At 40.5% G+C, this 19,419-nt stretch carries 31 protein-coding genes and 1 other RNA gene; 31 read left to right on the forward strand and 1 reads right to left on the reverse strand.

All coding sequences use genetic code 11. From position 1 onward, the window contains the following. Positions 1 to 3: 3 nt before the first annotated feature. The 16 genes from ffs to tsaD all read left to right on the forward strand — a co-directional run bounded on the left by ffs (position 4) and on the right by tsaD (position 10,984). Positions 4 to 89, forward strand: an RNA gene (gene ffs / locus FFM61_RS01430) — signal recognition particle sRNA small type. 182 nt (positions 90 to 271) lie between these two features. After that, on the forward strand, positions 272 to 2,002 hold the full coding sequence (gene dnaX / locus FFM61_RS01435; protein ID WP_074426771.1) for a DNA polymerase III subunit gamma/tau: 1,731 nt from the start codon (positions 272 to 274) through the stop codon (positions 2,000 to 2,002). Positions 2,003 to 2,026: 24 nt separating this feature from the next. After that, positions 2,027 to 2,335, forward strand: coding sequence for a YbaB/EbfC family nucleoid-associated protein (locus FFM61_RS01440; protein WP_074426772.1), 309 nt, complete (start codon positions 2,027 to 2,029; stop codon positions 2,333 to 2,335). A 26-nt stretch (positions 2,336 to 2,361) separates the two neighbouring features. Beyond that, a complete protein-coding gene (gene recR / locus FFM61_RS01445) occupies positions 2,362 to 2,961 on the forward strand; it encodes a recombination mediator RecR (RefSeq protein WP_074426773.1) in 600 nt (199 codons plus the stop codon). Next, the gene (locus tag FFM61_RS01450; protein WP_074426774.1) at positions 2,961 to 3,224 is read left to right on the forward strand and encodes a YaaL family protein; all 264 of its coding nucleotides are present in this window, start codon (positions 2,961 to 2,963) and stop codon (positions 3,222 to 3,224) included. The genes recR and FFM61_RS01450 overlap by 1 nt, the downstream gene beginning before the upstream one ends. A gap of 130 nt (positions 3,225 to 3,354) precedes the next feature. Beyond that, positions 3,355 to 3,999, forward strand: a complete 645-nt coding sequence (gene tmk, locus FFM61_RS01455) for a dTMP kinase (RefSeq protein ID WP_074426775.1) — start codon at positions 3,355 to 3,357, stop codon at positions 3,997 to 3,999. A gap of 14 nt (positions 4,000 to 4,013) precedes the next feature. Next, a complete protein-coding gene (gene darA / locus FFM61_RS01460; RefSeq protein WP_074426776.1) occupies positions 4,014 to 4,343 on the forward strand; it encodes a cyclic di-AMP receptor DarA in 330 nt (109 codons plus the stop codon). Positions 4,344 to 4,352: 9 nt separating this feature from the next. Continuing rightward, the gene (holB, locus tag FFM61_RS01465) at positions 4,353 to 5,357 is read left to right on the forward strand and encodes a DNA polymerase III subunit delta' (RefSeq protein WP_074426777.1); all 1,005 of its coding nucleotides are present in this window, start codon (positions 4,353 to 4,355) and stop codon (positions 5,355 to 5,357) included. After that, a complete protein-coding gene (gene rsmI, locus FFM61_RS01470; protein ID WP_074426778.1) occupies positions 5,354 to 6,232 on the forward strand; it encodes a 16S rRNA (cytidine(1402)-2'-O)-methyltransferase in 879 nt (292 codons plus the stop codon). Before holB ends, rsmI begins: the two co-directional genes overlap by 4 nt. After that, complete coding sequence (locus FFM61_RS01475; protein ID WP_074426779.1) at positions 6,232 to 6,975, forward strand: acyl-[acyl-carrier-protein] thioesterase; 744 nt, start codon at positions 6,232 to 6,234, stop codon at positions 6,973 to 6,975. Before rsmI ends, FFM61_RS01475 begins: the two co-directional genes overlap by 1 nt. Positions 6,976 to 7,013: 38 nt before the next feature. Further along, positions 7,014 to 8,006 carry a UDP-glucose 4-epimerase GalE gene (gene galE, locus FFM61_RS01480; RefSeq protein WP_074426780.1) on the forward strand — a complete coding sequence of 331 codons (993 nt, stop codon included), beginning with the start codon at positions 7,014 to 7,016 and terminating at the stop codon, positions 8,004 to 8,006. Between the two features lie 226 nt (positions 8,007 to 8,232). After that, positions 8,233 to 8,958, forward strand: a complete 726-nt coding sequence (tsaB, locus tag FFM61_RS01485) for a tRNA (adenosine(37)-N6)-threonylcarbamoyltransferase complex dimerization subunit type 1 TsaB (RefSeq protein ID WP_074426781.1) — start codon at positions 8,233 to 8,235, stop codon at positions 8,956 to 8,958. Next, entirely contained in the window at positions 8,942 to 9,526 is a 585-nt protein-coding gene (gene rimI / locus FFM61_RS01490; protein ID WP_074426782.1) for a ribosomal protein S18-alanine N-acetyltransferase, read from the forward strand. The genes tsaB and rimI overlap by 17 nt, the downstream gene beginning before the upstream one ends. Beyond that, on the forward strand, positions 9,510 to 9,662 hold the full coding sequence (locus tag FFM61_RS08920) for a hypothetical protein (protein ID WP_168388691.1): 153 nt from the start codon (positions 9,510 to 9,512) through the stop codon (positions 9,660 to 9,662). Before rimI ends, FFM61_RS08920 begins: the two co-directional genes overlap by 17 nt. A 56-nt stretch (positions 9,663 to 9,718) precedes the next feature. Next, the gene (locus FFM61_RS01495) at positions 9,719 to 9,955 is read left to right on the forward strand and encodes a GNAT family N-acetyltransferase (RefSeq protein ID WP_240005959.1); all 237 of its coding nucleotides are present in this window, start codon (positions 9,719 to 9,721) and stop codon (positions 9,953 to 9,955) included. Between the two features lie 3 nt (positions 9,956 to 9,958). Beyond that, on the forward strand, positions 9,959 to 10,984 hold the full coding sequence (tsaD, locus tag FFM61_RS01500; protein ID WP_074426784.1) for a tRNA (adenosine(37)-N6)-threonylcarbamoyltransferase complex transferase subunit TsaD: 1,026 nt from the start codon (positions 9,959 to 9,961) through the stop codon (positions 10,982 to 10,984). 90 nt (positions 10,985 to 11,074) lie between these two features. Here tsaD and FFM61_RS01505 read toward each other — a convergent pair whose 3' ends face one another. Next, on the reverse strand, positions 11,075 to 12,064 hold the full coding sequence (locus FFM61_RS01505; protein WP_074426785.1) for a polyprenyl synthetase family protein: 990 nt from the start codon (positions 12,062 to 12,064) through the stop codon (positions 11,075 to 11,077). Between the two features lie 460 nt (positions 12,065 to 12,524). On the opposite strand from FFM61_RS01505, the gene rpsJ reads away from it, so the two are divergent. The 15 genes from rpsJ to rpsH all read left to right on the forward strand — a co-directional run bounded on the left by rpsJ (position 12,525) and on the right by rpsH (position 19,404). Continuing rightward, the gene (gene rpsJ / locus FFM61_RS01510) at positions 12,525 to 12,833 is read left to right on the forward strand and encodes a 30S ribosomal protein S10 (protein WP_042491882.1); all 309 of its coding nucleotides are present in this window, start codon (positions 12,525 to 12,527) and stop codon (positions 12,831 to 12,833) included. A gap of 89 nt (positions 12,834 to 12,922) precedes the next feature. Then, on the forward strand, positions 12,923 to 13,549 hold the full coding sequence (rplC, locus tag FFM61_RS01515; protein ID WP_042491880.1) for a 50S ribosomal protein L3: 627 nt from the start codon (positions 12,923 to 12,925) through the stop codon (positions 13,547 to 13,549). A 24-nt stretch (positions 13,550 to 13,573) separates the two neighbouring features. Continuing rightward, positions 13,574 to 14,197, forward strand: a complete 624-nt coding sequence (gene rplD, locus FFM61_RS01520) for a 50S ribosomal protein L4 (RefSeq protein ID WP_042491879.1) — start codon at positions 13,574 to 13,576, stop codon at positions 14,195 to 14,197. Beyond that, the gene (rplW, locus tag FFM61_RS01525; RefSeq protein WP_042491878.1) at positions 14,197 to 14,484 is read left to right on the forward strand and encodes a 50S ribosomal protein L23; all 288 of its coding nucleotides are present in this window, start codon (positions 14,197 to 14,199) and stop codon (positions 14,482 to 14,484) included. Before rplD ends, rplW begins: the two co-directional genes overlap by 1 nt. Positions 14,485 to 14,500: 16 nt before the next feature. Beyond that, positions 14,501 to 15,334, forward strand: a complete 834-nt coding sequence (gene rplB / locus FFM61_RS01530; RefSeq protein WP_074426786.1) for a 50S ribosomal protein L2 — start codon at positions 14,501 to 14,503, stop codon at positions 15,332 to 15,334. Between the two features lie 55 nt (positions 15,335 to 15,389). Beyond that, entirely contained in the window at positions 15,390 to 15,671 is a 282-nt protein-coding gene (gene rpsS / locus FFM61_RS01535) for a 30S ribosomal protein S19 (RefSeq protein ID WP_042491873.1), read from the forward strand. Between the two features lie 16 nt (positions 15,672 to 15,687). Beyond that, positions 15,688 to 16,035 carry a 50S ribosomal protein L22 gene (gene rplV / locus FFM61_RS01540; RefSeq protein WP_042491871.1) on the forward strand — a complete coding sequence of 116 codons (348 nt, stop codon included), beginning with the start codon at positions 15,688 to 15,690 and terminating at the stop codon, positions 16,033 to 16,035. A 13-nt stretch (positions 16,036 to 16,048) separates the two neighbouring features. Next, on the forward strand, positions 16,049 to 16,717 hold the full coding sequence (gene rpsC / locus FFM61_RS01545; RefSeq protein ID WP_074426787.1) for a 30S ribosomal protein S3: 669 nt from the start codon (positions 16,049 to 16,051) through the stop codon (positions 16,715 to 16,717). Between the two features lies 1 nt (position 16,718). Then, a complete protein-coding gene (gene rplP, locus FFM61_RS01550) occupies positions 16,719 to 17,138 on the forward strand; it encodes a 50S ribosomal protein L16 (protein WP_042491869.1) in 420 nt (139 codons plus the stop codon). Next, the gene (rpmC, locus tag FFM61_RS01555; RefSeq protein ID WP_002827981.1) at positions 17,138 to 17,344 is read left to right on the forward strand and encodes a 50S ribosomal protein L29; all 207 of its coding nucleotides are present in this window, start codon (positions 17,138 to 17,140) and stop codon (positions 17,342 to 17,344) included. The genes rplP and rpmC overlap by 1 nt, the downstream gene beginning before the upstream one ends. A gap of 23 nt (positions 17,345 to 17,367) precedes the next feature. After that, the gene (gene rpsQ, locus FFM61_RS01560) at positions 17,368 to 17,634 is read left to right on the forward strand and encodes a 30S ribosomal protein S17 (RefSeq protein WP_042491867.1); all 267 of its coding nucleotides are present in this window, start codon (positions 17,368 to 17,370) and stop codon (positions 17,632 to 17,634) included. A gap of 45 nt (positions 17,635 to 17,679) precedes the next feature. Continuing rightward, positions 17,680 to 18,048, forward strand: coding sequence for a 50S ribosomal protein L14 (rplN, locus tag FFM61_RS01565; protein ID WP_074426788.1), 369 nt, complete (start codon positions 17,680 to 17,682; stop codon positions 18,046 to 18,048). 32 nt (positions 18,049 to 18,080) lie between these two features. Beyond that, on the forward strand, positions 18,081 to 18,389 hold the full coding sequence (gene rplX, locus FFM61_RS01570; protein WP_074426789.1) for a 50S ribosomal protein L24: 309 nt from the start codon (positions 18,081 to 18,083) through the stop codon (positions 18,387 to 18,389). A gap of 30 nt (positions 18,390 to 18,419) precedes the next feature. Continuing rightward, positions 18,420 to 18,962, forward strand: a complete 543-nt coding sequence (gene rplE / locus FFM61_RS01575) for a 50S ribosomal protein L5 (protein ID WP_074426790.1) — start codon at positions 18,420 to 18,422, stop codon at positions 18,960 to 18,962. A 43-nt stretch (positions 18,963 to 19,005) separates the two neighbouring features. Next, entirely contained in the window at positions 19,006 to 19,404 is a 399-nt protein-coding gene (gene rpsH, locus FFM61_RS01580; protein ID WP_042491863.1) for a 30S ribosomal protein S8, read from the forward strand. Positions 19,405 to 19,419: the final 15 nt, after the last annotated feature.

A 19,419-nucleotide genomic window follows, 5' to 3' on the forward strand; every position in this document is an offset into this window, starting at 1 on the left:
TAGTTTGTGGGGCAAGTATGCACTTCGAATTGTGTCAGGGTCGGAAGGCAGCAGCACTAAGGAGACCGTATATTGTGCTTCACTTCTTAAGTAAATTAGCGGAGGTTAGAACAAATTGTTCTAACCTCTTTTTTGTCTATTGTTAACGTGTAATGTCAGACTAGCTTTGTTTAAATGTGGCTGTTCGTAAAACGCTTTTTCTGATATTATTGGTAATGATAGTTACACACATAAATCAGGAATAAAACTGATAGAAAAGGGGTCACAAGTCATGGCATATCAGGCTTTATATCGGACATGGCGTCCACAAAAATTTAGCGATATGATTGGTCAAGAAGTCGTGACCAAAACATTGAAAAATGCCATTATTACAGGGCAAACAACCCATGCTTACTTGTTTAATGGCCCTCGAGGAACTGGTAAAACATCGGCAGCAAAGATTTTTGCAAAAGCAATTAATTGTTTGCATCCAGTCGATGGTGAACCAGATGGTACTTGTGAAATTTGTCAGGCAATGGATGCAGGTACACTAGGTGATGTCATTGAACTGGATGCAGCCTCGAATAATGGGGTTGATGAAATCCGTGAAATTCGAGAAGATGTTACCTACGCACCAACGCAAGCAAATTATAAGGTATACATTATTGATGAGGTGCACATGTTATCAACAGGGGCGTTCAACGCACTGTTAAAAACATTAGAGGAACCACCAGCCAATGTTATTTTTATTTTAGCAACGACTGAACCACAAAAAATTCCAGCTACTATTATTTCACGAACACAACGGTTTGATTTTAAAAGAATTAATGCACAAGCAGCGTTTGAGAGAATGGTTTACATCTTAAAGCAACGTGACAACACCTATGACGAATCAGCTCTACATGTCATTGCTAATGCAGCTGATGGGGGGATGCGTGATGCTTTGAGTATTCTTGATCAGGCATTATCTTTTGGCGATGGCCATGTGACGTTAGAAAATGCTTTGCTAGTAACCGGTTCTGTGACACAAACCTTGTTAGGTCAATATGTACAAGCAGTTGTAAAACAAGATACCAAAGCTGCATTGGCCAAATTAGCGGAGGTATTGGAGGCCGGTAAAGATGCTAACCGCTTTGTTGAAGATTTAATTAGCTATGCACGTGATTTATTACTTTACACGCAAGCGCCTGAATTAGTAACATTGGTGCCTGATGAAGTATTTATGCAGTTGGCGCAAGAGCGAGAAGCAGTACTTTGGTATAATATGATTGATCAATTGAATGAAACGCAGCAGCAATTACGTTTCACCAATCGTCCAGCCATTTATTTAGAGGTACTGACAGTAAAACTCAGTCAGCCAATTACAGCACTTGTTCAAAATATTGCGACGGCACCAGAAGCAAAGCAGGAGCCAGCAAAAGTAACAACAACTAAAACAATTGAGCAGCCCCCAGTGGCGGCTAAATCCGAGTCAATTACTGAGACAAAGCCTGCCGAAGTACCACATAAGCCAGCGGTTAATGTTCATGTGAGTGAAGATCAGACAGCTGTCTTTAAGGTGCTAGCTGAAGCAACACGTGGCGATTTAAATCGCATAACGGCAGTATGGGCAGACATGGTAAATATGCTACCTGTTTCTGAACAGGCGATGTTAAATGTTTCGCGACCAGTGGCAGCATCTGCTAATGGCTTAGTCGTTGCTTTTAATTTTGATATCATTCGCCATAATGCGATGCAAAAAAATGACTTATTGCAAACGATGCTGACGCAAATCCGAGAATTAACGCAAGCTGCGCATGAACGTCAACTGGTATTTATTACAAGTGATGATTGGCAACAATTACGAGCTAAATATGTTGCACAACTACCAAATCAACACACACAGGTACAATCAACACCTGATGATATGCCAATACAAATGGATGAACCGGCAATTGATCAGCCAATAGAACAGGCAGATAATTTAGTGACAGAAGCAAAAAATATCTTTGATGAAGCAATTGTTGAAGAAGTAGATGATTAAATAAAAGAAAATGAGGAATTAATAATGTTCGGTGGACAAAATATGCAACAAATGATGAAGCAAGCAAAGAAAATGCAAAAGCAAATGGAAGATGAACAATCAGCCATTGCTAAAACAGATTACGTAGGGCATGCACCATCTGATTTAGTTTTGGCAACCTTTAGTGGTGACCGTGAGCTGAAAGATTTACAAATTAACCCAGATATTGTTGATTCTGATGATGTTGATAGCTTAGCAGACATGGTATTGGTTGCCGTTAATGATGCCTTGAAGCAAATTGAACAAGACCAACAAAAGCGTTTAGGTCAATTTGCTCCTAAGGGTATGTTCTAACATACCAATAGAAAGAAGGCAGTTGTATGCAGTATCCAGAGCCAATTGCGAAGTTAATTGATAGTTATACAAAATTGCCGGGTATCGGGATAAAGACGGCGACACGATTAGCGTTTTTTACAATTGATATGCCCGAAGAAGATGTGACAAGTTTTGCGCAATCTTTGATTTCTGCAAAACGTGATTTACATTTTTGTTCAATATGTGGGAATTTAACAGAAACAGATCCTTGTGTTATTTGTTCAGATAATCGTCGTGACCAAAGCACTGTTTTAGTGGTTGCAGAAGTTAAAGATTTAATGGCGATTGAAAATACTGGTGAATACAAAGCACTGTATCACGTATTACACGGGGTGCTATCGCCGCTTGAGGGTAAGGGACCTGATGATATTAATATTGAGGCCTTGGTTAATCGGTTGCAAAAAGATGATACGATTCAAGAAATTATTGTTGCAACCAATGCCAATGCCGAAGGTGAAGCAACAGCGATGTACTTATCACGATTGTTAAAACCAGCTGGTTTGAAAGTATCTCGTCTTGCAACTGGATTATCGGTTGGTAGTGATATTGACTATGCTGATCAAATTACTTTGATTAAGGCGGTTGAAGGGAGGACGCAATTGTAATGTTTAAATTACGAAGCAAACGTCCTAAATTTGATACGAAAGCCTACGATACACGTTTGAATCAAGCAATTGAACATGCTAAGTATGATTATGAAAAAGCTCGTATATCTGAGAACGCCATGTTTGAAAGCGATATTGCACCAAGTATGATTAAATCCGAAACGGCACTTGCTAAGCAAAAATATTTTTTCTTATTACGGGCGGCTCGACAACGTGGTATGAAGGGACATTGGTCCACAGCTTTTGTTCATCCTGAGAAATAAAAAATAAATTTTGTATCAATAATGAAATTTATTGCTGGTTATACGAAAAAAGAGGTCGAAGCTATTTTGTGTCGACTTCTTTTTTAGGTTATAATTAAAAATAAACGATGATTAGAAAGTGGTGAAATACATGTCAGGGACATTTATTACATTTGAAGGTCCTGAGGGTGCGGGGAAAACATCAGTTTTGCGAGCGATAGTAGAACGGCTAACACCTCTGTTAAATGATAAACTAGTTTTAACTAGAGAACCAGGTGGACAGGGCAGCCCAGTGGCTGAGGCAATTCGTGACTTGGTATTAAATCCAAATTTACCTAGTATGGATGCATGGACTGAAGCATTGTTGTATGCAGCATCGCGCCGCCAACATTTGGTTGATACTGTTTTACCAGCGTTAGCAGAGGATAAGGTAGTGATTAGTGATCGCTATTTAGACAGTTCCATTGCCTATCAAGGTGGAGGACGTCGTTTAGGCGTAGACGCTGTGACAACGATTAATCAATTTGCGACTGAGGGTGTGATGCCAACAGCAACAGTTTATTTGGATATTAGGCCAGAGATTGGATTACAAAGAATCCAAGAACATCGACAAGATGAAATTAATCGTTTGGATGTTGAGGCGTTATCATTTCATAAACGCGTAGCTGATGCATATCATCAACTTGCTGCACAATCCCCAGAACGCTTTTTAATTATTAATGCTGAGCAAGACTTAGCAACGGTTATTTCAGATACATGGACAGCACTGATGCCAATACTTGGTATCCAGGAATAGGAGGTTTTCACATTATGAAAATGATTATTGCAATTGTACAAGATAAAGATGCGAATAAATTGGGTGGTAAGTTTGTAAAGGCAAACGTACGAGCAACTCGTTTGGCAACATCTGGAGGATTTCTTCGTTCTGGAAACACAACGTTTATGATCGGTGTTGAAGATGACCGTGTTCAAGAAGTGCTTGATTTGATTGAAGAAACGTCACACACACATAAGCAATTTATGACGCCAGCAGTTAGTCTTGATGTCGCAATGGAATCAACTGCTGCAACACCAATGGAAGTTCAAGTTGGGGGTGCAACGGTCTTTGTTCAAGATATTGAGCAATTCCACCGCTTTTAAGAGGTGCTCATGGATGCTGAAGAATTAATTGCGCATGTCACTGACTTACAGCCACGATTAATTGCGCAACTACAAAAGGCGTCAGCAAGTCAACAGCTTGCTCACGCTTTTTTGTTTACTGGGCCAACCGGGCGAGGACAAACATTGGTGGCTGACTGGTTAGCGATGCGCTTAATGTGTCCGAATATCAATGAAGATGGACAACCTGATGGCACATGTCATCAGTGTCAACGAATTGCTAATCATGAACACCCTGACGTGATTGAAATAAAACCGGATGGTAAAAGTATTAAAGTTGATCAAGTGCGTTTTTTAAAAGAAGAATTTACTAAAACTGCGGTTGAGGGTCAGCAAAAGATTTTTATTATTAATGGTGCTGATACAATGACAAGTAGTGCAGCAAATGGTTTGTTGAAATTTATTGAAGAACCTGCACCAGGTCAAACGGCAATTTTAATTGCTGAAAATAAAGCCCAACTGTTACCCACAATTGTTTCACGAACACAGGTTATTAATTTTACCAATGTTAGTCCACAACAATTCACAGTGGTGCTACGTAATATGGGCTATACAGATAAGCAAATACCGTTAGTACAATCATTAACAGATAGTACTCAAGTTGCTAAAGATTGGTTGACTGATGATTGGTTTGCCCAAGTAAGTCAGGCAATTTTAAACCTAGCAACTGCGATGTTAGAAAATTCTAACCAAGCTTTTACACAAGTACAGACAACCTTTGTAGCTTTAGCCGGTGAGCAAGCAGATAAACAAACCATTTTGATGATGTTTGCGCAGGTTTGGCGGGATGTTCTTTTGACAAAATCTGGTATTCAAACAAACCATTTTGCTAAAGATTGGACACAGCTAGTTCAACGATATGATGAAGCAACCTTGCTGACTGTCGTCAACATTGTGTTAGCGGCACCACAAAAATTACAAAAAAACATTAGTTTTCAAACAACTCTAGAAGCCACTGTATTAGCAAGTCAATTTAAGTTAGCAGGTTTAACATGAAACAACAAAAAAGTTTTGGCACCCAGACAATGGGAACCTTATATTTAGTGCCCACACCAATTGGCAATTTAGGTGATATGACTAATCGTTCAATTGAAGTGATGCAATCAGTTGATTTAATTGCGGCTGAGGACACCCGGCATACACAACAATTATTAAACCAATTTGATATTGATACGAAACAAATTTCTTTTCATGAGCATAACAAAGAAAATCGCATTCCTGAATTAGTTGCACGTCTACAAGCAGGTGATAGTATCGCTCAGGTATCCGATGCGGGAATGCCTTCTATATCTGATCCAGGACATAAATTAGTAAAAGCTGCTATTTTAGCAGATATTCCAGTAGTACCAATTCCAGGAGCTAGTGCGGGGATTACGGCATTGATTGCGTCAGGATTAGCCCCACAATCATTTATGTTTTATGGCTTTTTGCCACGTAAGCCCAAAGAACAATTACATGAATTAGAAATGTTGAAAGTGCATCAAGAAACAATGATTTTTTATGAAGCACCACATCGTTTAGCTAAGACATTAAAGGGGATTATGACAGCTTTTGGTTCTGATCGCCAAGTCGTATTAGCTCGTGAGTTAACAAAACGCTACGAAGAATTTTTACGGGGAACAGTTGCAGAATTAGTCACTTGGGCTAATGAAAATGAAGTTCGCGGTGAATTTGTTGTTTTGGTAGCAGGTAATGATCACGTTGAACAAGCGGAGGAGATAGATCCTTTATCTGAGATGGAACCAATACAAGCAGTACAAGCATTGGTTGGTGAGGGTCTAAAGCCTACGGCAGCTATTAAGCAAATTGCTAAACAACGTGCATTAGACCGCCAAACATTGTATCTACAATATCAAGGAGAAAATAATTAATGGCTGTAGAATTCCAGATGCCACATGACGTCGTATACTATGAAGCTGATGTAACTGGCAAATTGAGTTTGCCAATGGTCTATAATTTGGCGATTCTTAGTTCAACGCAACAAGCAATAGACTTGGGAATTGGTCCTGATTATACACATGAAAAATGTGTCGGGTGGATCGTGTTACAGCAGGTAGTCACGATTAAGCGCCGACCAAAAGATGGTGAAAAAATTATCTTGGCAACAACTGCTAAGCAATTTAATTCTTTCTTTGCACGTCGTCAGTATCGTTTGCTTGATGCGAACGGTCACGAGTTGGTTGTCATGGAAAGTTTATTTTCAATGATTGATATGGATAAGCGTAAATTAGCACGTATTCCAAAGGATATGGCTGAGGCATATCAACCAGAACATGTTCGTAAAATTCCACGTTTAACAGATGTTAGTGGTTTTGATGAGACACAAGCAATTGATTACAAAAAAGAATATGAAGTTCGTTACTTAGATATTGATTCAAATCAGCATGTGAATAATTCTAAATATGCCGACTGGATGATAGATGTTTTGCCGTTAGAATTTTTAACAACCCATGAACCAACGGCCATGAATATTAAGTATGAACATGAAGTTTTGCCCGGTAATCAAATCAAGTCTGAAGTACAAGTCGTTGGCAATACAACAAAGCATCGCATTATGTTTGGGGACACGATTTCAGCAGAAGCAACAATTGATTGGACGTTAGTAAATATTTAAGCTAAACTAAAGATATTAAGACAATAAGGAGAATAAAAATGTCCGTATTAGTATTGGGGGGAGCTGGCTATATTGGTTCTCACATGGTGGCTACATTATTAGCCGCTAAGCGCGATGTAGTTGTCGTTGATAATCTATTAACTGGTCATCGTTCATCTGTACCAGAGGGGGTACCTTTTTACGAAGTAGATATTCGTGATAAGGCGGCATTGACTGAAGTATTTGAAAAGGAGCATATTGATCAAGTTGTTCATTTTGCAGCATCTTCAATTGTACCTGAGTCAGTGGAACAACCATTGAAGTATTTTAATAACAATGTTTACGGCATGATTAACTTGCTTGAAGTCATGTTGGACTTTGATGTTAAGCAAATTGTCTTTTCATCAACAGCTGCAACATATGGTGTGGCTAAAGAAAATCCAATAAAGGAAACAACGCCGCAAAATCCAATTAACCCATATGGTGAATCAAAGCTTCAAATGGAACACATTATGAAATGGGCTGATCAAGCTTATGGATTGAAGTGGGTAGCACTACGTTACTTTAACGTTGCTGGTGCAAAAACTGATGGTTCTATTGGGGAAGATCACCCAACGGAAACGCACCTGGTGCCAATTATTTTGCAAACGGCGCTTGGAAAACGTGAAAAAATTATGATGTTTGGTGATGACTACAATACACCAGATGGTTTTAATGTCCGTGATTATGTCCATGTAATGGATTTGGCAGATGCACATGTATTGGCATTGGATTATTTAGCTAAGGGTAATGATTCAAATCAATTTAATTTAGGATCAGCAAACGGCTTCTCAGTTAAGCAAATGGTTGAAGCAGCTCGTGAAGCAACGGGTAAAGAAATACCAGCTGAGATTGGTCCGCGACGTGCTGGTGATCCTGATTCGCTAGTTGCTTCTTCAGCTAAGGCGCGTGAAGTGCTTGGCTGGGAACCAAAGTATGATGATGTGAAGGAAATTATTCGTACGGCTTGGAATTGGCTACAAAAGCATCCAAATGGTTATGAAGACCGTTAATTAAAATTAAGTCAAACGAAAGGCCGCTGAATTCTATTGGATTTGGCGGCCTTTAATCTAGTCTCATTTTTAGATATACTTACATATATATGAGCCGGTGTTTCGTCATCATGAAAAAAGATGATGTTAAACAGTCAGTGCTTGTTATCACGTAATAAATGTGTTGTTCTATTAAAATTGCGGTAAAATGAATAATAGTATTTTACAAATAAAGGAGTTAGGTGATATGAAAACCATTGCTTTTGATACAAGCAATCAACCCTTGAGCGTGGCATTATTTGAAGATGACCAATTAATTGACCAACGTGAAACGAATATAAAACGAAATCATTCGACACAATTATTACCATTTATTGATGAATTGGTCCGCCAAGTAAATTGGACACCACAGGATTTGGATAATGTGATTGTTAGTCAAGGACCAGGCTCATATACGGGTTTGCGAATTGCGGTAACGACAGCTAAAACATTAGCGTTTACACTTGGCTTAACGTTAACAGGTATTTCAAGCTTAGCACTACTAGCTAGTAATATTAGTGATGATAATGTTGTGATTGTCCCCATTATGGATGCACGTAACCAAAATATCTATGCTGCCCAATATCAATGGCAAGCGGGGCATTTAACGGTTGTACAAGCTGACGCACATATGAATCTTGACAAACTACAAGCAAGTTTAGTGAATCAGCCACAAAATATTGTATTTGTTGGGGAATGGCAACGTTTTGAAACACAATTAAAAACAGCTTTTCCGCAAGCTAAGTTTGCAAGTGATAATTTGCCACATGCAGCAAACAGTTTACTTTTAGCTAAAGACGGTCATAAATTAACAACTATGAATGAGATTCATCAATTTGTCCCACAATATCATCGACTATCACAGGCTGAAGCTGATTGGGCAAAAGCACATTCTAATGACGAAGGTGGCCACACCTATGTGGAAAAAGTTTAAAGAATGGTTGAAACTGTTAAAACAGCCAGTGCCAGAAACTGTGCAACGTTTTCGACAAAAAATTGTGATTAAAGATTTTGAATTTGATTTAATGTCAGCACAGTCATCTGATCTGACTGATATAATTGCATTACAAGAAAATGCGTATCAGGGCGAAGCACAATGGCCCTTGGAAGTGTTCACAGAAGAATTACAACGAACGAATGATCGTTTGTATGTGATTGTTCGTCAACCTGAAACTGGCTCATTAGTGGCGCTTATCGGTTGTGCTTTTCGTATGGGAATTCATGAAGCACATATTACTAATATTATGGTAGCACCCCATTGGCAAAATCGAGGGATGGGTACTTTTTTGGTGATGTATATGATGACTATTGCGCAGCAACTTGATTTTCATCGTATTTCATTAGAAGTTCGAGTATCAAATGTTGCAGCTCAAGAACTTTATGAACGACTAGGGTTTCAAGTTGTTCGACGCAAAACGCATTATTATGGTGAAAATGATGAGGATGCGTTTGATATGGCACAAATATTAGGAGATCATAACGATCATGAATTTCTTAAGTAAACAAGAAATGACGGCACAACAGTTATTTCAAGTAGCTGACGACGCTTATTTGAATGGGTCGCCTTGGCATCTTAAAACATTCCAGGCAGAATTACAAAATGAATATACGCATTATTTGGGGATGAGTGACAATTAATCGGATTTGCAGGCGGCACCTACTTAGATGATGTATTAGACATTAGTAACGTTGCAATTGTGCAAGCTTATCAAAAGCAACATCTTGGCGAGCTATTATTAAAAACATGGTTTAATACATTTACAACGCAAACAACGGTATTATTAGAAGTACGTGCTGGTAATCAGGGAGCCAAGCGTTTATATCAGCGTTTGGGATTTGAAACGTATCGTAAACGGCAAGCGTATTATAATCATCCTGTTGAAGATGCTGTACTGATGATGTTGCAATTACCAATAAAATCAAAGGAGTAAGGGATGACAGAAACACGTTATATGATGGCGTTTGAATCAAGTGCTGATGAAACGAGTGTCGCCATTGTTAAAAATGGTGTTGAAATTATTAGTTTGGAGACAGCAACCCAAATTAAAAGCCATCAACGTTTTGGTGGCATTGTGCCGGAAGTAGCCAGTCGTCACCACATTGAGCAAGTTACGATTTTGGCTGATGCTGCTTTATCAGATGCACAGCTATCTTATGAGGACTTAACGGCGATTGGTGTTACGCAAGGACCTGGTTTAGTAGGTGCTCTATTGATCGGTGTTACAGCAGCTAAAACAATCGCTTGGGCACATAATTTGCCATTAGTGCCAGTATTGCACATGGCCGGTCATATTAGTGCTGCTAATTTTGTTGCACCTATTCAATATCCAGCATTAGCTTTAATGGTATCAGGTGGACATACTGAACTAGTCCTAATGCCTAAAGAATATGAATATATCATTATTGGTGATACTCGTGATGATGCTGCTGGGGAAAGTTACGATAAGGTTGGTCGTACGATGGGCTTGCAGTACCCAGCTGGAAAAACATTAGATGAGATGGCGCATCGTGGCATACCATCATATAATTTACCACGGGCGCTTATGAACGATGATGCTTATGACTTTTCGTTTTCCGGTTTAAAAAGTGCTGTGATTAATTTGATGCACAATGCTGATCAGCGGGGTGAAATCATTAATCATGATAATTTAGCTACTTCATTCCAAGCGGCAGTGGTGGAAGTCTTGGTCACTAAAACAGCACGAGCGCTGGATAATTATCCTGTAAAATCATTTATTGTGGCTGGTGGGGTTGCAGCTAATCGTGGTTTACGGGATGCGTTAACAGAGATGCTTGCTAAGCGACCACAAATCAACTTTTTACCAGTGCCAATTAAGTTAGCCGGTGATAATGCGGCCATGATTGGTGCTGCTGTTGATATTGCTTATCGCCATGGTAAACGCGGGGATTGGGCGTTGAATGCTAATCCAGCTTTAGAATTTGACTATCAAGAACTATAAAAAATAACCAGTTTCCATCTCGCATTTATTGCAGTTGGAAACTGGTTATTTAATTTTTAAAATCATTTTTCTACTATATAATGGTGTTAATTAATTAGCACGTTCAAGTAGGGCCTCACTGATGGCAACTAGCGTATCTTTAGCATCGCTTTCAGGCAGCTTATCTAATTGTTCTAGTGCGTCATTAGTATAGCTACTTGCTAAAGCAATGGCCTCATCAACGGCACCACTAGCTATAACCATATCACGCAAGGCAACCGATTCAGCAGTACTAATTTGATCTTTTTTCTTTAGTAATGTTTGAATAGCATCATTATTTTGCATTGCGATGATTAATGGTGCTGAGTAAACCCCCTCACGAACATCTTGTAGTGTTGGCTTGCCTAAATCATGATTAGTTGATTGGTAGTCTAAGATATCATCTAAAATTTGAAATGCCATTCCAACATTATAAGAAAAGTCAGATACCAATGTCATAAATTCTTCTGGTGCGTTACCATTAGCAGCGCCAAGTTTAGCTGATAATACAAATAGTGCAGCTGTTTTACCTGCGATTTGTTCTTTGTAGTTGGCTAATGTCATATGACGATCGTAATGATTTGTGCGTTGTGTTAATTCACCTGTTAAAATATCTTCTAATAATGAAGTTGCTTGTTGGACAAGTTTCATATCACTTGTATGGTAGGCAAGTGTTTTGAATGTTGCCGCAAATAAATAATCTCCGGCATAGGCGGCAACGTCTTTACCAAAGCGAGATTGAATACTGGGTGCATGACGTCGTTCAGGAGAATCGTCAATGATATCGTCATGAACGAGAGTAGCAGTGTGCAGCATTTCGATTGCAGCAGCAATATGTTTTAAATCTGAATTATTGCGAGGATAAAACTGACCGATTATCAGCGTAAAAGCAGGGCGCAGCATTTTACCACCAGCGTGGAACATATCCAACAATGCTTGTTCAACTTCTTTGTCATTTGCTTGTAATGAATTTTGAATAATCAATAACACATCTTGGAGCTCCGCTTGAACTGTTGGAAAGTTCTCCCACATAGGGTGGATTTGTGTAAGAGTTTGTTTCATTAATTTGGCATTCCTTAAATCTACTATATAGTAAAACATAAATTGACATACTGGCTTTTAAACTAATTCCTATTATATATGAAAAAAATAGAATGCGCAGTTAAAAATTCGAAAAAAAGACATTTAAACAATTCGAGAGTTTTTAATGGTAATTTTTTTGGAAATTGTGTATTATAAATAACGTTGTGATGCAACAGATTATTATTTAAAATAATTCTGATAAAGTAAACAAAACACTTGATTGTCCAGCATAACTGCTGTATTATAATCAAGTACGCTAATTGAGGGGTATTTTAATACCCTTGTATATTAGTGTGCACAAACAAGCAATGATGCGGGAGGTTGCGACACACCCGGCAGCATTGCCACGAGACCCATTGCCATGGAGCCTTGTGGGGTGTGTCGGTAGTTTCCGCGGAGTTAGTTTCATATTCCAATATGGACGAAGGGAGAATTTATCATGGCTAACAAGAAGATTCGTATCCGCCTAAAGGCATACGAGCACAAGATTTTGGATTCATCAGCTGAAAAGATTGTTGAAACTGCAAAGCGTACAGGTGCTGAAATTTCAGGTCCTATTCCATTGCCAACTGAACGTACTTTATACACAGTTTTGAGTTCACCTCACAAGCACAAAGATGCACGTGAGCAATTCGAATTGCGTACACACAAGCGTTTGATTGACATCATGAACCCAACTGCAAAGACAGTCGATGCATTGTCAAAGTTGGAATTGCCAAGTGGTGTTGACATCGAAATTAAGTTGTAATCCTTATAACTTTAATTAAGATAATGACTTGCCCAGTTATGCATTTAACTAACTAAAAATTTTAGATTTACTATGAAAAGGAGATAGTCATGACTACTAAGGGTATCTTAGGCCGCAAAGTCGGCATGACTCAGGTATTCACTGAGACTGGTGAACTTATCCCTGTAACTGTTGTTGAAGCTACGCCAAACGTTGTTTTACAGGTTAAAACTTTGGAAAATGATGGTTACAACGCACTTCAATTAGGTTACCAAGATAAGCGCCAAGTTTTGAGTAACAAACCTGAGCAAGGTCACGTTGCCAAAGCAAATACGACCCCTAAGCGCTACATTCGTGAAATCCGCGATGCTGAGGGAGAATTCAATGTTGGGGATGAAGTAAAGGTTGATATCTTTGCCGCTGGTGAAGCTGTTGACGTTACTGGAATTACGAAGGGTCATGGTTACCAAGGTAACATCAAGAAGGATGGCCAATCACGTGGACCTATGGCTCACGGTTCTCGTTACCACCGTCGTCCTGGTTCATTGGGTGCCATTATTAACCGCGTCTTCAAGGGTAAGAAATTGCCTGGACGCATGGGTAACCACAAGCGTACTGTACAAAACTTGCAAGTTGTTCGCGTTGATGTAGAAAATAACGTGATCTTGGTTAAGGGTAATGTTCCTGGTGCCAACAAGTCACTTGTTACTGTTAAGTACTCAAAAAAAGCTAAGTAATAAGGACGAAGGGAGGAAATTAACATGACTAAGGTTGCTTTGTTTAAGCAAGACGGTTCAAATGCCGGTGATATTGAGCTAAATGCTTCAGTATTCGGTGTAGAGCCAAACAACAATGTCATTACGGATGCCGTATTGATGCAACGCGCTTCAATGCGTCAAGGAACTCACGCCGTTAAGAACCGTTCAGCGGTTTCTGGTGGTGGAAAGAAGCCTTGGCGTCAAAAGGGAACGGGTCGTGCCCGCCAAGGTTCAATCCGTTCACCACAATGGCGTGGAGGTGGAGTTGTCTTCGGACCTACACCACGTTCATATGCCTACAAGATGCCTAAGAAGGCATACCGTTTGGCATTGAAGTCAGTGTTGTCACAAAAGGTTTTGGATTCTTCATTGGTAGTTGTTGATGCATTGTCATTTGACGCACCAAAGACTAAAGAATTTAAGGCAGTTTTGAACAACTTAAACGTAAATGAAAAGACGTTGGTTGTCTTGGACGATGATAATGCTAATGCAGCACTAGCAGCACGTAACTTAGAAAACGTGACTGTTATGACTGCTAAGGGTGTTAACGTGCTTGACGTAATCAACAACGATAAGTTGATTGTAGTTCAATCAGCTTTGGCACAAGTTGAGGAGGTTTTGGCATAATGGACGCACGCGATATCATTTTGCGCCCGGTCATCACTGAACAAACGATGAACGTTTTGGATGAAAAGCGTTACACGTTTGAAGTTGATGTTCGCGCCACAAAGCCACAAATTAAGCGCGCTGTTGAAGAAATTTTCGATGTTAAAGTTGAAAAAATCAACACCGCTAACGTACGTGGTAAGTTGAAGCGTCAAGGACGCTTCTCTGGTTACACTAAGAAGCGCAAGAAGGCAACTGTTAAGTTGTCTGCAGCTTCTAAGGACATTCAATTGTTCAACGAAAACTAATTAGGAGGAAATTAGCGTGGCTATCAAAAAGTACAAGCCAACCTCTAACGGTCGTCGTAACATGACTTCTTCAGATTTTTCTGAAATCACTAAGACGACGCCCGAAAAGAGCTTGTTGGAATCAAAGTCAAACACTGGTGCTCGTAACTCATACGGTCACATGACTGTACGCCATCGTGGTGGTGGGCACAAGCGCCAATACCGTATTATCGACTTCAAGCGTACTAAGGATGATGTACCAGCTAAGGTTGCTGCGATCGAATATGATCCAAACCGTACTGCAAACATCGCTTTGCTACAATATACTGATGGAACTAAGGCATATATCTTGGCTCCTAAGGGACTAGAAGTTGGTATGACTGTTCAATCAGGAGCAGATGCTGATATTAAGGTAGGTAACTCTCTACCACTATCAAAAATTCCTGATGGAACTCAAATCCACAACATTGAATTGAAGCCTGGTCACGGTGGACAACTTGTTCGTTCAGCCGGTGCCTCAGCTCAAGTGTTAGGTAAAGAAGGAAAGTACGTTCTAGTTCGCCTACAATCAGGTGAAGTTCGTATGATCTTGGCTGTTAACCGTGCCACAGTTGGAGTTGTTGGAAACGAACAACACTCATTGATCAACTGGGGTAAGGCTGGTCGTCGTCGTTGGAAGGGTCAACGTCCACACGTTCGTGGATCTGTAATGAATCCTAACGATCACCCTCATGGAGGTGGTGAAGGAAAGGCTCCTATCGGAATGCCATCACCATTGTCACCATGGGGTAAGAAGACAGCTGGTAAGAAGACTCGTAACGTTAAGGCTCGTTCAACTAAGTTTATCGTTCGTGGTCGCAAGAGCAAGTAATTAATAACTACGCCAGCTATTATAAGTTTTTAAAAAACGAGAGGAGGACCTCAAAATGGGTCGTAGCCTAAAAAAAGGGCCATTTGCTGATGCTTCTTTGTTAAAGAAGGTTGAAGAGGCTAACGCTTCTGAAAAGCATACTGTCATTAAGACATGGTCACGTCGCTCAACAATTTTCCCTAGCTTTATTGGATTGACTTTTGCAGTTTACGATGGTCGTAAGCACATGCCAGTTTTGGTACAAGAAGACATGGTTGGTCACAAGCTTGGAGAGTTCGTTCCTACGCGTACGTTCCGCGGACACGCAGCAGACGATAAAGCAACTAAGCGTAAGTAATTAGGAGGACAATACAATGGCTGAACAAATCACGTCAGCACGCGCCACGGCCAAGATCGTCCGTGTCGCACCACGTAAGGTCCGCCTAGTGCTTGACCAAGTTCGTGGTAAGTCTGTGGCAGAAGCATTTGCAATTTTGCAATTTATGCCAAACCACAGCTCAGAAGATGTATACAAAGTGTTGAACTCAGCAGTAGCAAATGCTGAGAACAACTTCTCATTAGATCGTGAAGATTTGGTAGTTGCTGAAGCCTTTGCAAACGAAGGACCAACGTTAAAGCGTTTCCGTCCACGTGCCAAGGGTTCAGCTTCACCAATCAACAAGCGTACAAGCCACATTACGATTGTGGTAACAGAAAAGTAAGGAGGATTGAGTCATGGGTCACAAAATTAACCCAACTGGTATGCGTGTCGGCATCATCCGCGACTGGGATGCAAAATGGTACGCAGACAAGAAGGACTTCGCAACAACTTTACATGAAGATTTAAAGTTGCGTGAGTACATCGAAGCTAAGTTGGCTGAAGCATCAATTTCACGTGTTGAAATTGAACGTACTGCTAACCGTGTAAATATCTCAATCCACACTGCTAAGCCAGGTATGGTTATTGGTAAAGGTGGTTCTGAAGTTGATGCTTTGCGTAACGAGCTTTCAAAGATCGTTGCCAAGGGTGAACGTGTTCACATCAACATCATTGAGATTAAGAAGCCTGATTTGGACGCCCACTTGGTAGGTTCACAAATTGCAGCAGACTTGGTTCGCCGTGTGGCTTTCCGTCGTGCAATGCGTAGTGCTATCCAACGTGCAATGCGTGCTGGTGCCAAGGGTATCAAAACGCAAGTTTCTGGACGTTTGAACGGTGCAGATATGGCTCGTATTGAGCAATATACTGAGGGTACAGTGCCTTTGCACACATTGCGTGCAGACATTGACTACTCATGGGATGAGGCAACAACTACTTACGGTCAAATCGGAGTTAAGACTTGGATTTACCGCGGTGATATTTTGCCAGAGAAGAAGTCAGTAAAGAAGCAAGGAGGCGAGTAACATGCTAGTTCCAAAGCGTGTAAAGTACCGTCGCCCACACCGCGGTAAGATGCGTGGTGAGGCTAAAGGTGGTAAGACAGTAGCTTTCGGAGATTTCGGTTTACAAGCTACTGAATCACACTGGATTACAAACCGTCAAATCGAGGCTGCTCGTATTGCTATGACGCGTTATATGAAGCGTGGTGGTAAAGTATGGATTAAGATTTTTCCACACTTGGCCTACACTTCAAAGGGTGTTGGTGTTCGTATGGGTAACGGAAAAGGTACCCCAGAAGGCTGGGTAGCACCTGTTAAGCGCGGCAAGGTATTATTTGAAGTTGCCGGTGTTCCTGAAGAGGTTGCCCGCGAAGCCTTGCGTCTTGCATCTAACAAGTTGCCAGTCAAGACTAAGATCTTGGCTCGTCAAGTGGAGGGTGAATAATGAAGATCAAGGATCAACAAAATGAAATCAAGGGTCTCAGCCAAGCTGAGCTAGTTGCCAAGGAAAAGAGCTACAAGGAAGAGTTATTCAACTTGCGTTTCCAATTAGCTACTGGTCAACTTGAGAACACGGCTCGATTGTCAGAAGTACGTAAGCAAATTGCCCGTATCAAGACGGTCATTCGTCAGCAAGAATTGAACAAGTAGACTAAGAGAGGAGACCGTTCGTTATGACTGAAGCTCGTAACACACGTAAGGTTTACCAAGGCCGCGTGGTTTCAGATAAGATGGATAAGACAGTTACTGTTGCCATCAACACTTACAAGAACCACCCAGTATATGGTAAGCGTGTTAAGTACACGAAAAAGTTTAAGGCTCACGATGAGAACAACGAAGCTAAGACTGGTGATTTGGTACGTATCATGGAGACACGTCCAACATCAGCTACAAAGCGCTTCCGTTTGGTAGAAATCGTCGAGAAGGCCGTTATTATCTAATCGTTTAATCTCGAATATTACCAATAACGGAAGGAGGACAAAATCGTGATTCAACAAGAGAGTCGTTTAAAGGTTGCAGATAACTCAGGTGCACGTGAAATCTTGACTATCAAGGTATTAGGTGGATCTGGTCGTAAGTTTGCCGGAATCGGTGACATGATCGTAGCAACTGTTAAGCAAGCTATTCCTGGTGGAAATGTTAAGAAGGGTGACGTTGTTAAAGCCGTTATCGTTCGTACTGCCGCTAGTACACACCGTACTGATGGTTCATACATCAGTTTCGATGAAAATGCTGCTGTTATCGTTAAAGATGATAAAAGTCCAGTAGGTACTCGTATCTTCGGACCTGTTGCGCGTGAATTGCGTGACAATGATTACATGCGTATTGTGTCATTGGCACCTGAAGTATTGTAATTACCATCATTAAATCAAGGAGGAAGCCTCGCATGTTTGTGAAGACTGGTGACAAGGTTAAGGTTATCGCCGGCAAGGACAAGGGTAAGGAAGGCGTAATCGTAAAGATTGACGCAGACCAAAACCGCGTTGTTGTTGAAGGTGTCAATATGGTTAAGAAGCACCAAAAGCCTAATAACCAATACCCACAAGGTGGTATTGTTGAGCTTGAAGCTCCAATCCACGTTTCAAACGTACAATTGCTTGACCCTTCTACTAACGAACCAACTAAGGTTGGTTACAAAGTTGAAGATGGTAAGAAGGTACGTTTCGCTAAGAAGTCTGGAAAGACTTTAGCATAATTTTCTAGGTGAAAGGAGGAAATCATTATCATGGCAAATCGCTTGAAGGAAAAGTACGTCAATGAAGTTACATCTTCATTGGTCGAGAAGTTTGAGTATTCATCAATCATGCAAGCACCTAAGATCGAAAAGATCGTGCTTAACATGGGTGTTGGTGATGCTGTTTCAAACTCAAAGAACTTGGATGAAGCTGTTGCTGAATTGGAATTGATTGCTGGTCAAAAGCCAGTTATCACTCGTGCTAAGAAGTCAATTGCTGGCTTCCGTTTGCGTGAGGGTATGGCAATCGGTACAAAGGTTACTTTGCGTGGTGAACGTATGTACGACTTCTTAGATAAGTTGATCAACGTTTCATTGCCACGTGTTCGTGACTTCCGTGGAGTTTCACCAAAGGCTTTTGATGGCCGTGGAAACTACACATTGGGAGTTCGTGAGCAACTTATTTTCCCAGAAATTGATTATGATAAGGTTAACCGCGTTCGTGGTTTGGATATCGTTCTTGTAACGACTGCCAACTCAGACGAGGAATCTCGTGAATTGCTTACTCAAATGGGTATGCCTTTCTCAAAGTAATCAACACTGATTTACAGTAATTAATAATAGGAGGCAAATATCAATGTCAATGACTGACCCAATTGCAGATTTCTTGACACGCATTCGTAATGCGAACATGGTTCGCCACGACTCAGTTGAAGTACCTGCATCAAAGATCAAGAAGGACATCGCCGAGATCTTAAAGAGTGAAGGCTTTGTTCGTGACGTTGAATACATTGAAGATGACAAGCAAGGTGTCATCCGTGTTTTCCTTAAGTATTCTGCTGACAAGACTCGCGTAATTACAGGTTTGAAGCGTATTTCAAAGCCTGGTTTACGTACATATGTTAAGTCAGATAACGTACCTAAGGTATTAAACGGTTTGGGTATTGCAATCATCTCAACTTCTGAAGGTGTTATCACCGATAAAGAAGCTCGCGCCAAGAAAATTGGTGGCGAGGTATTGGCTTACGTCTGGTAAAAACAAAATTTAAAT

Source organism: Weissella hellenica (genome assembly GCF_005405545.1).
Classification (GTDB): Bacteria; Bacillota; Bacilli; order Lactobacillales; family Lactobacillaceae; genus Weissella; species Weissella hellenica.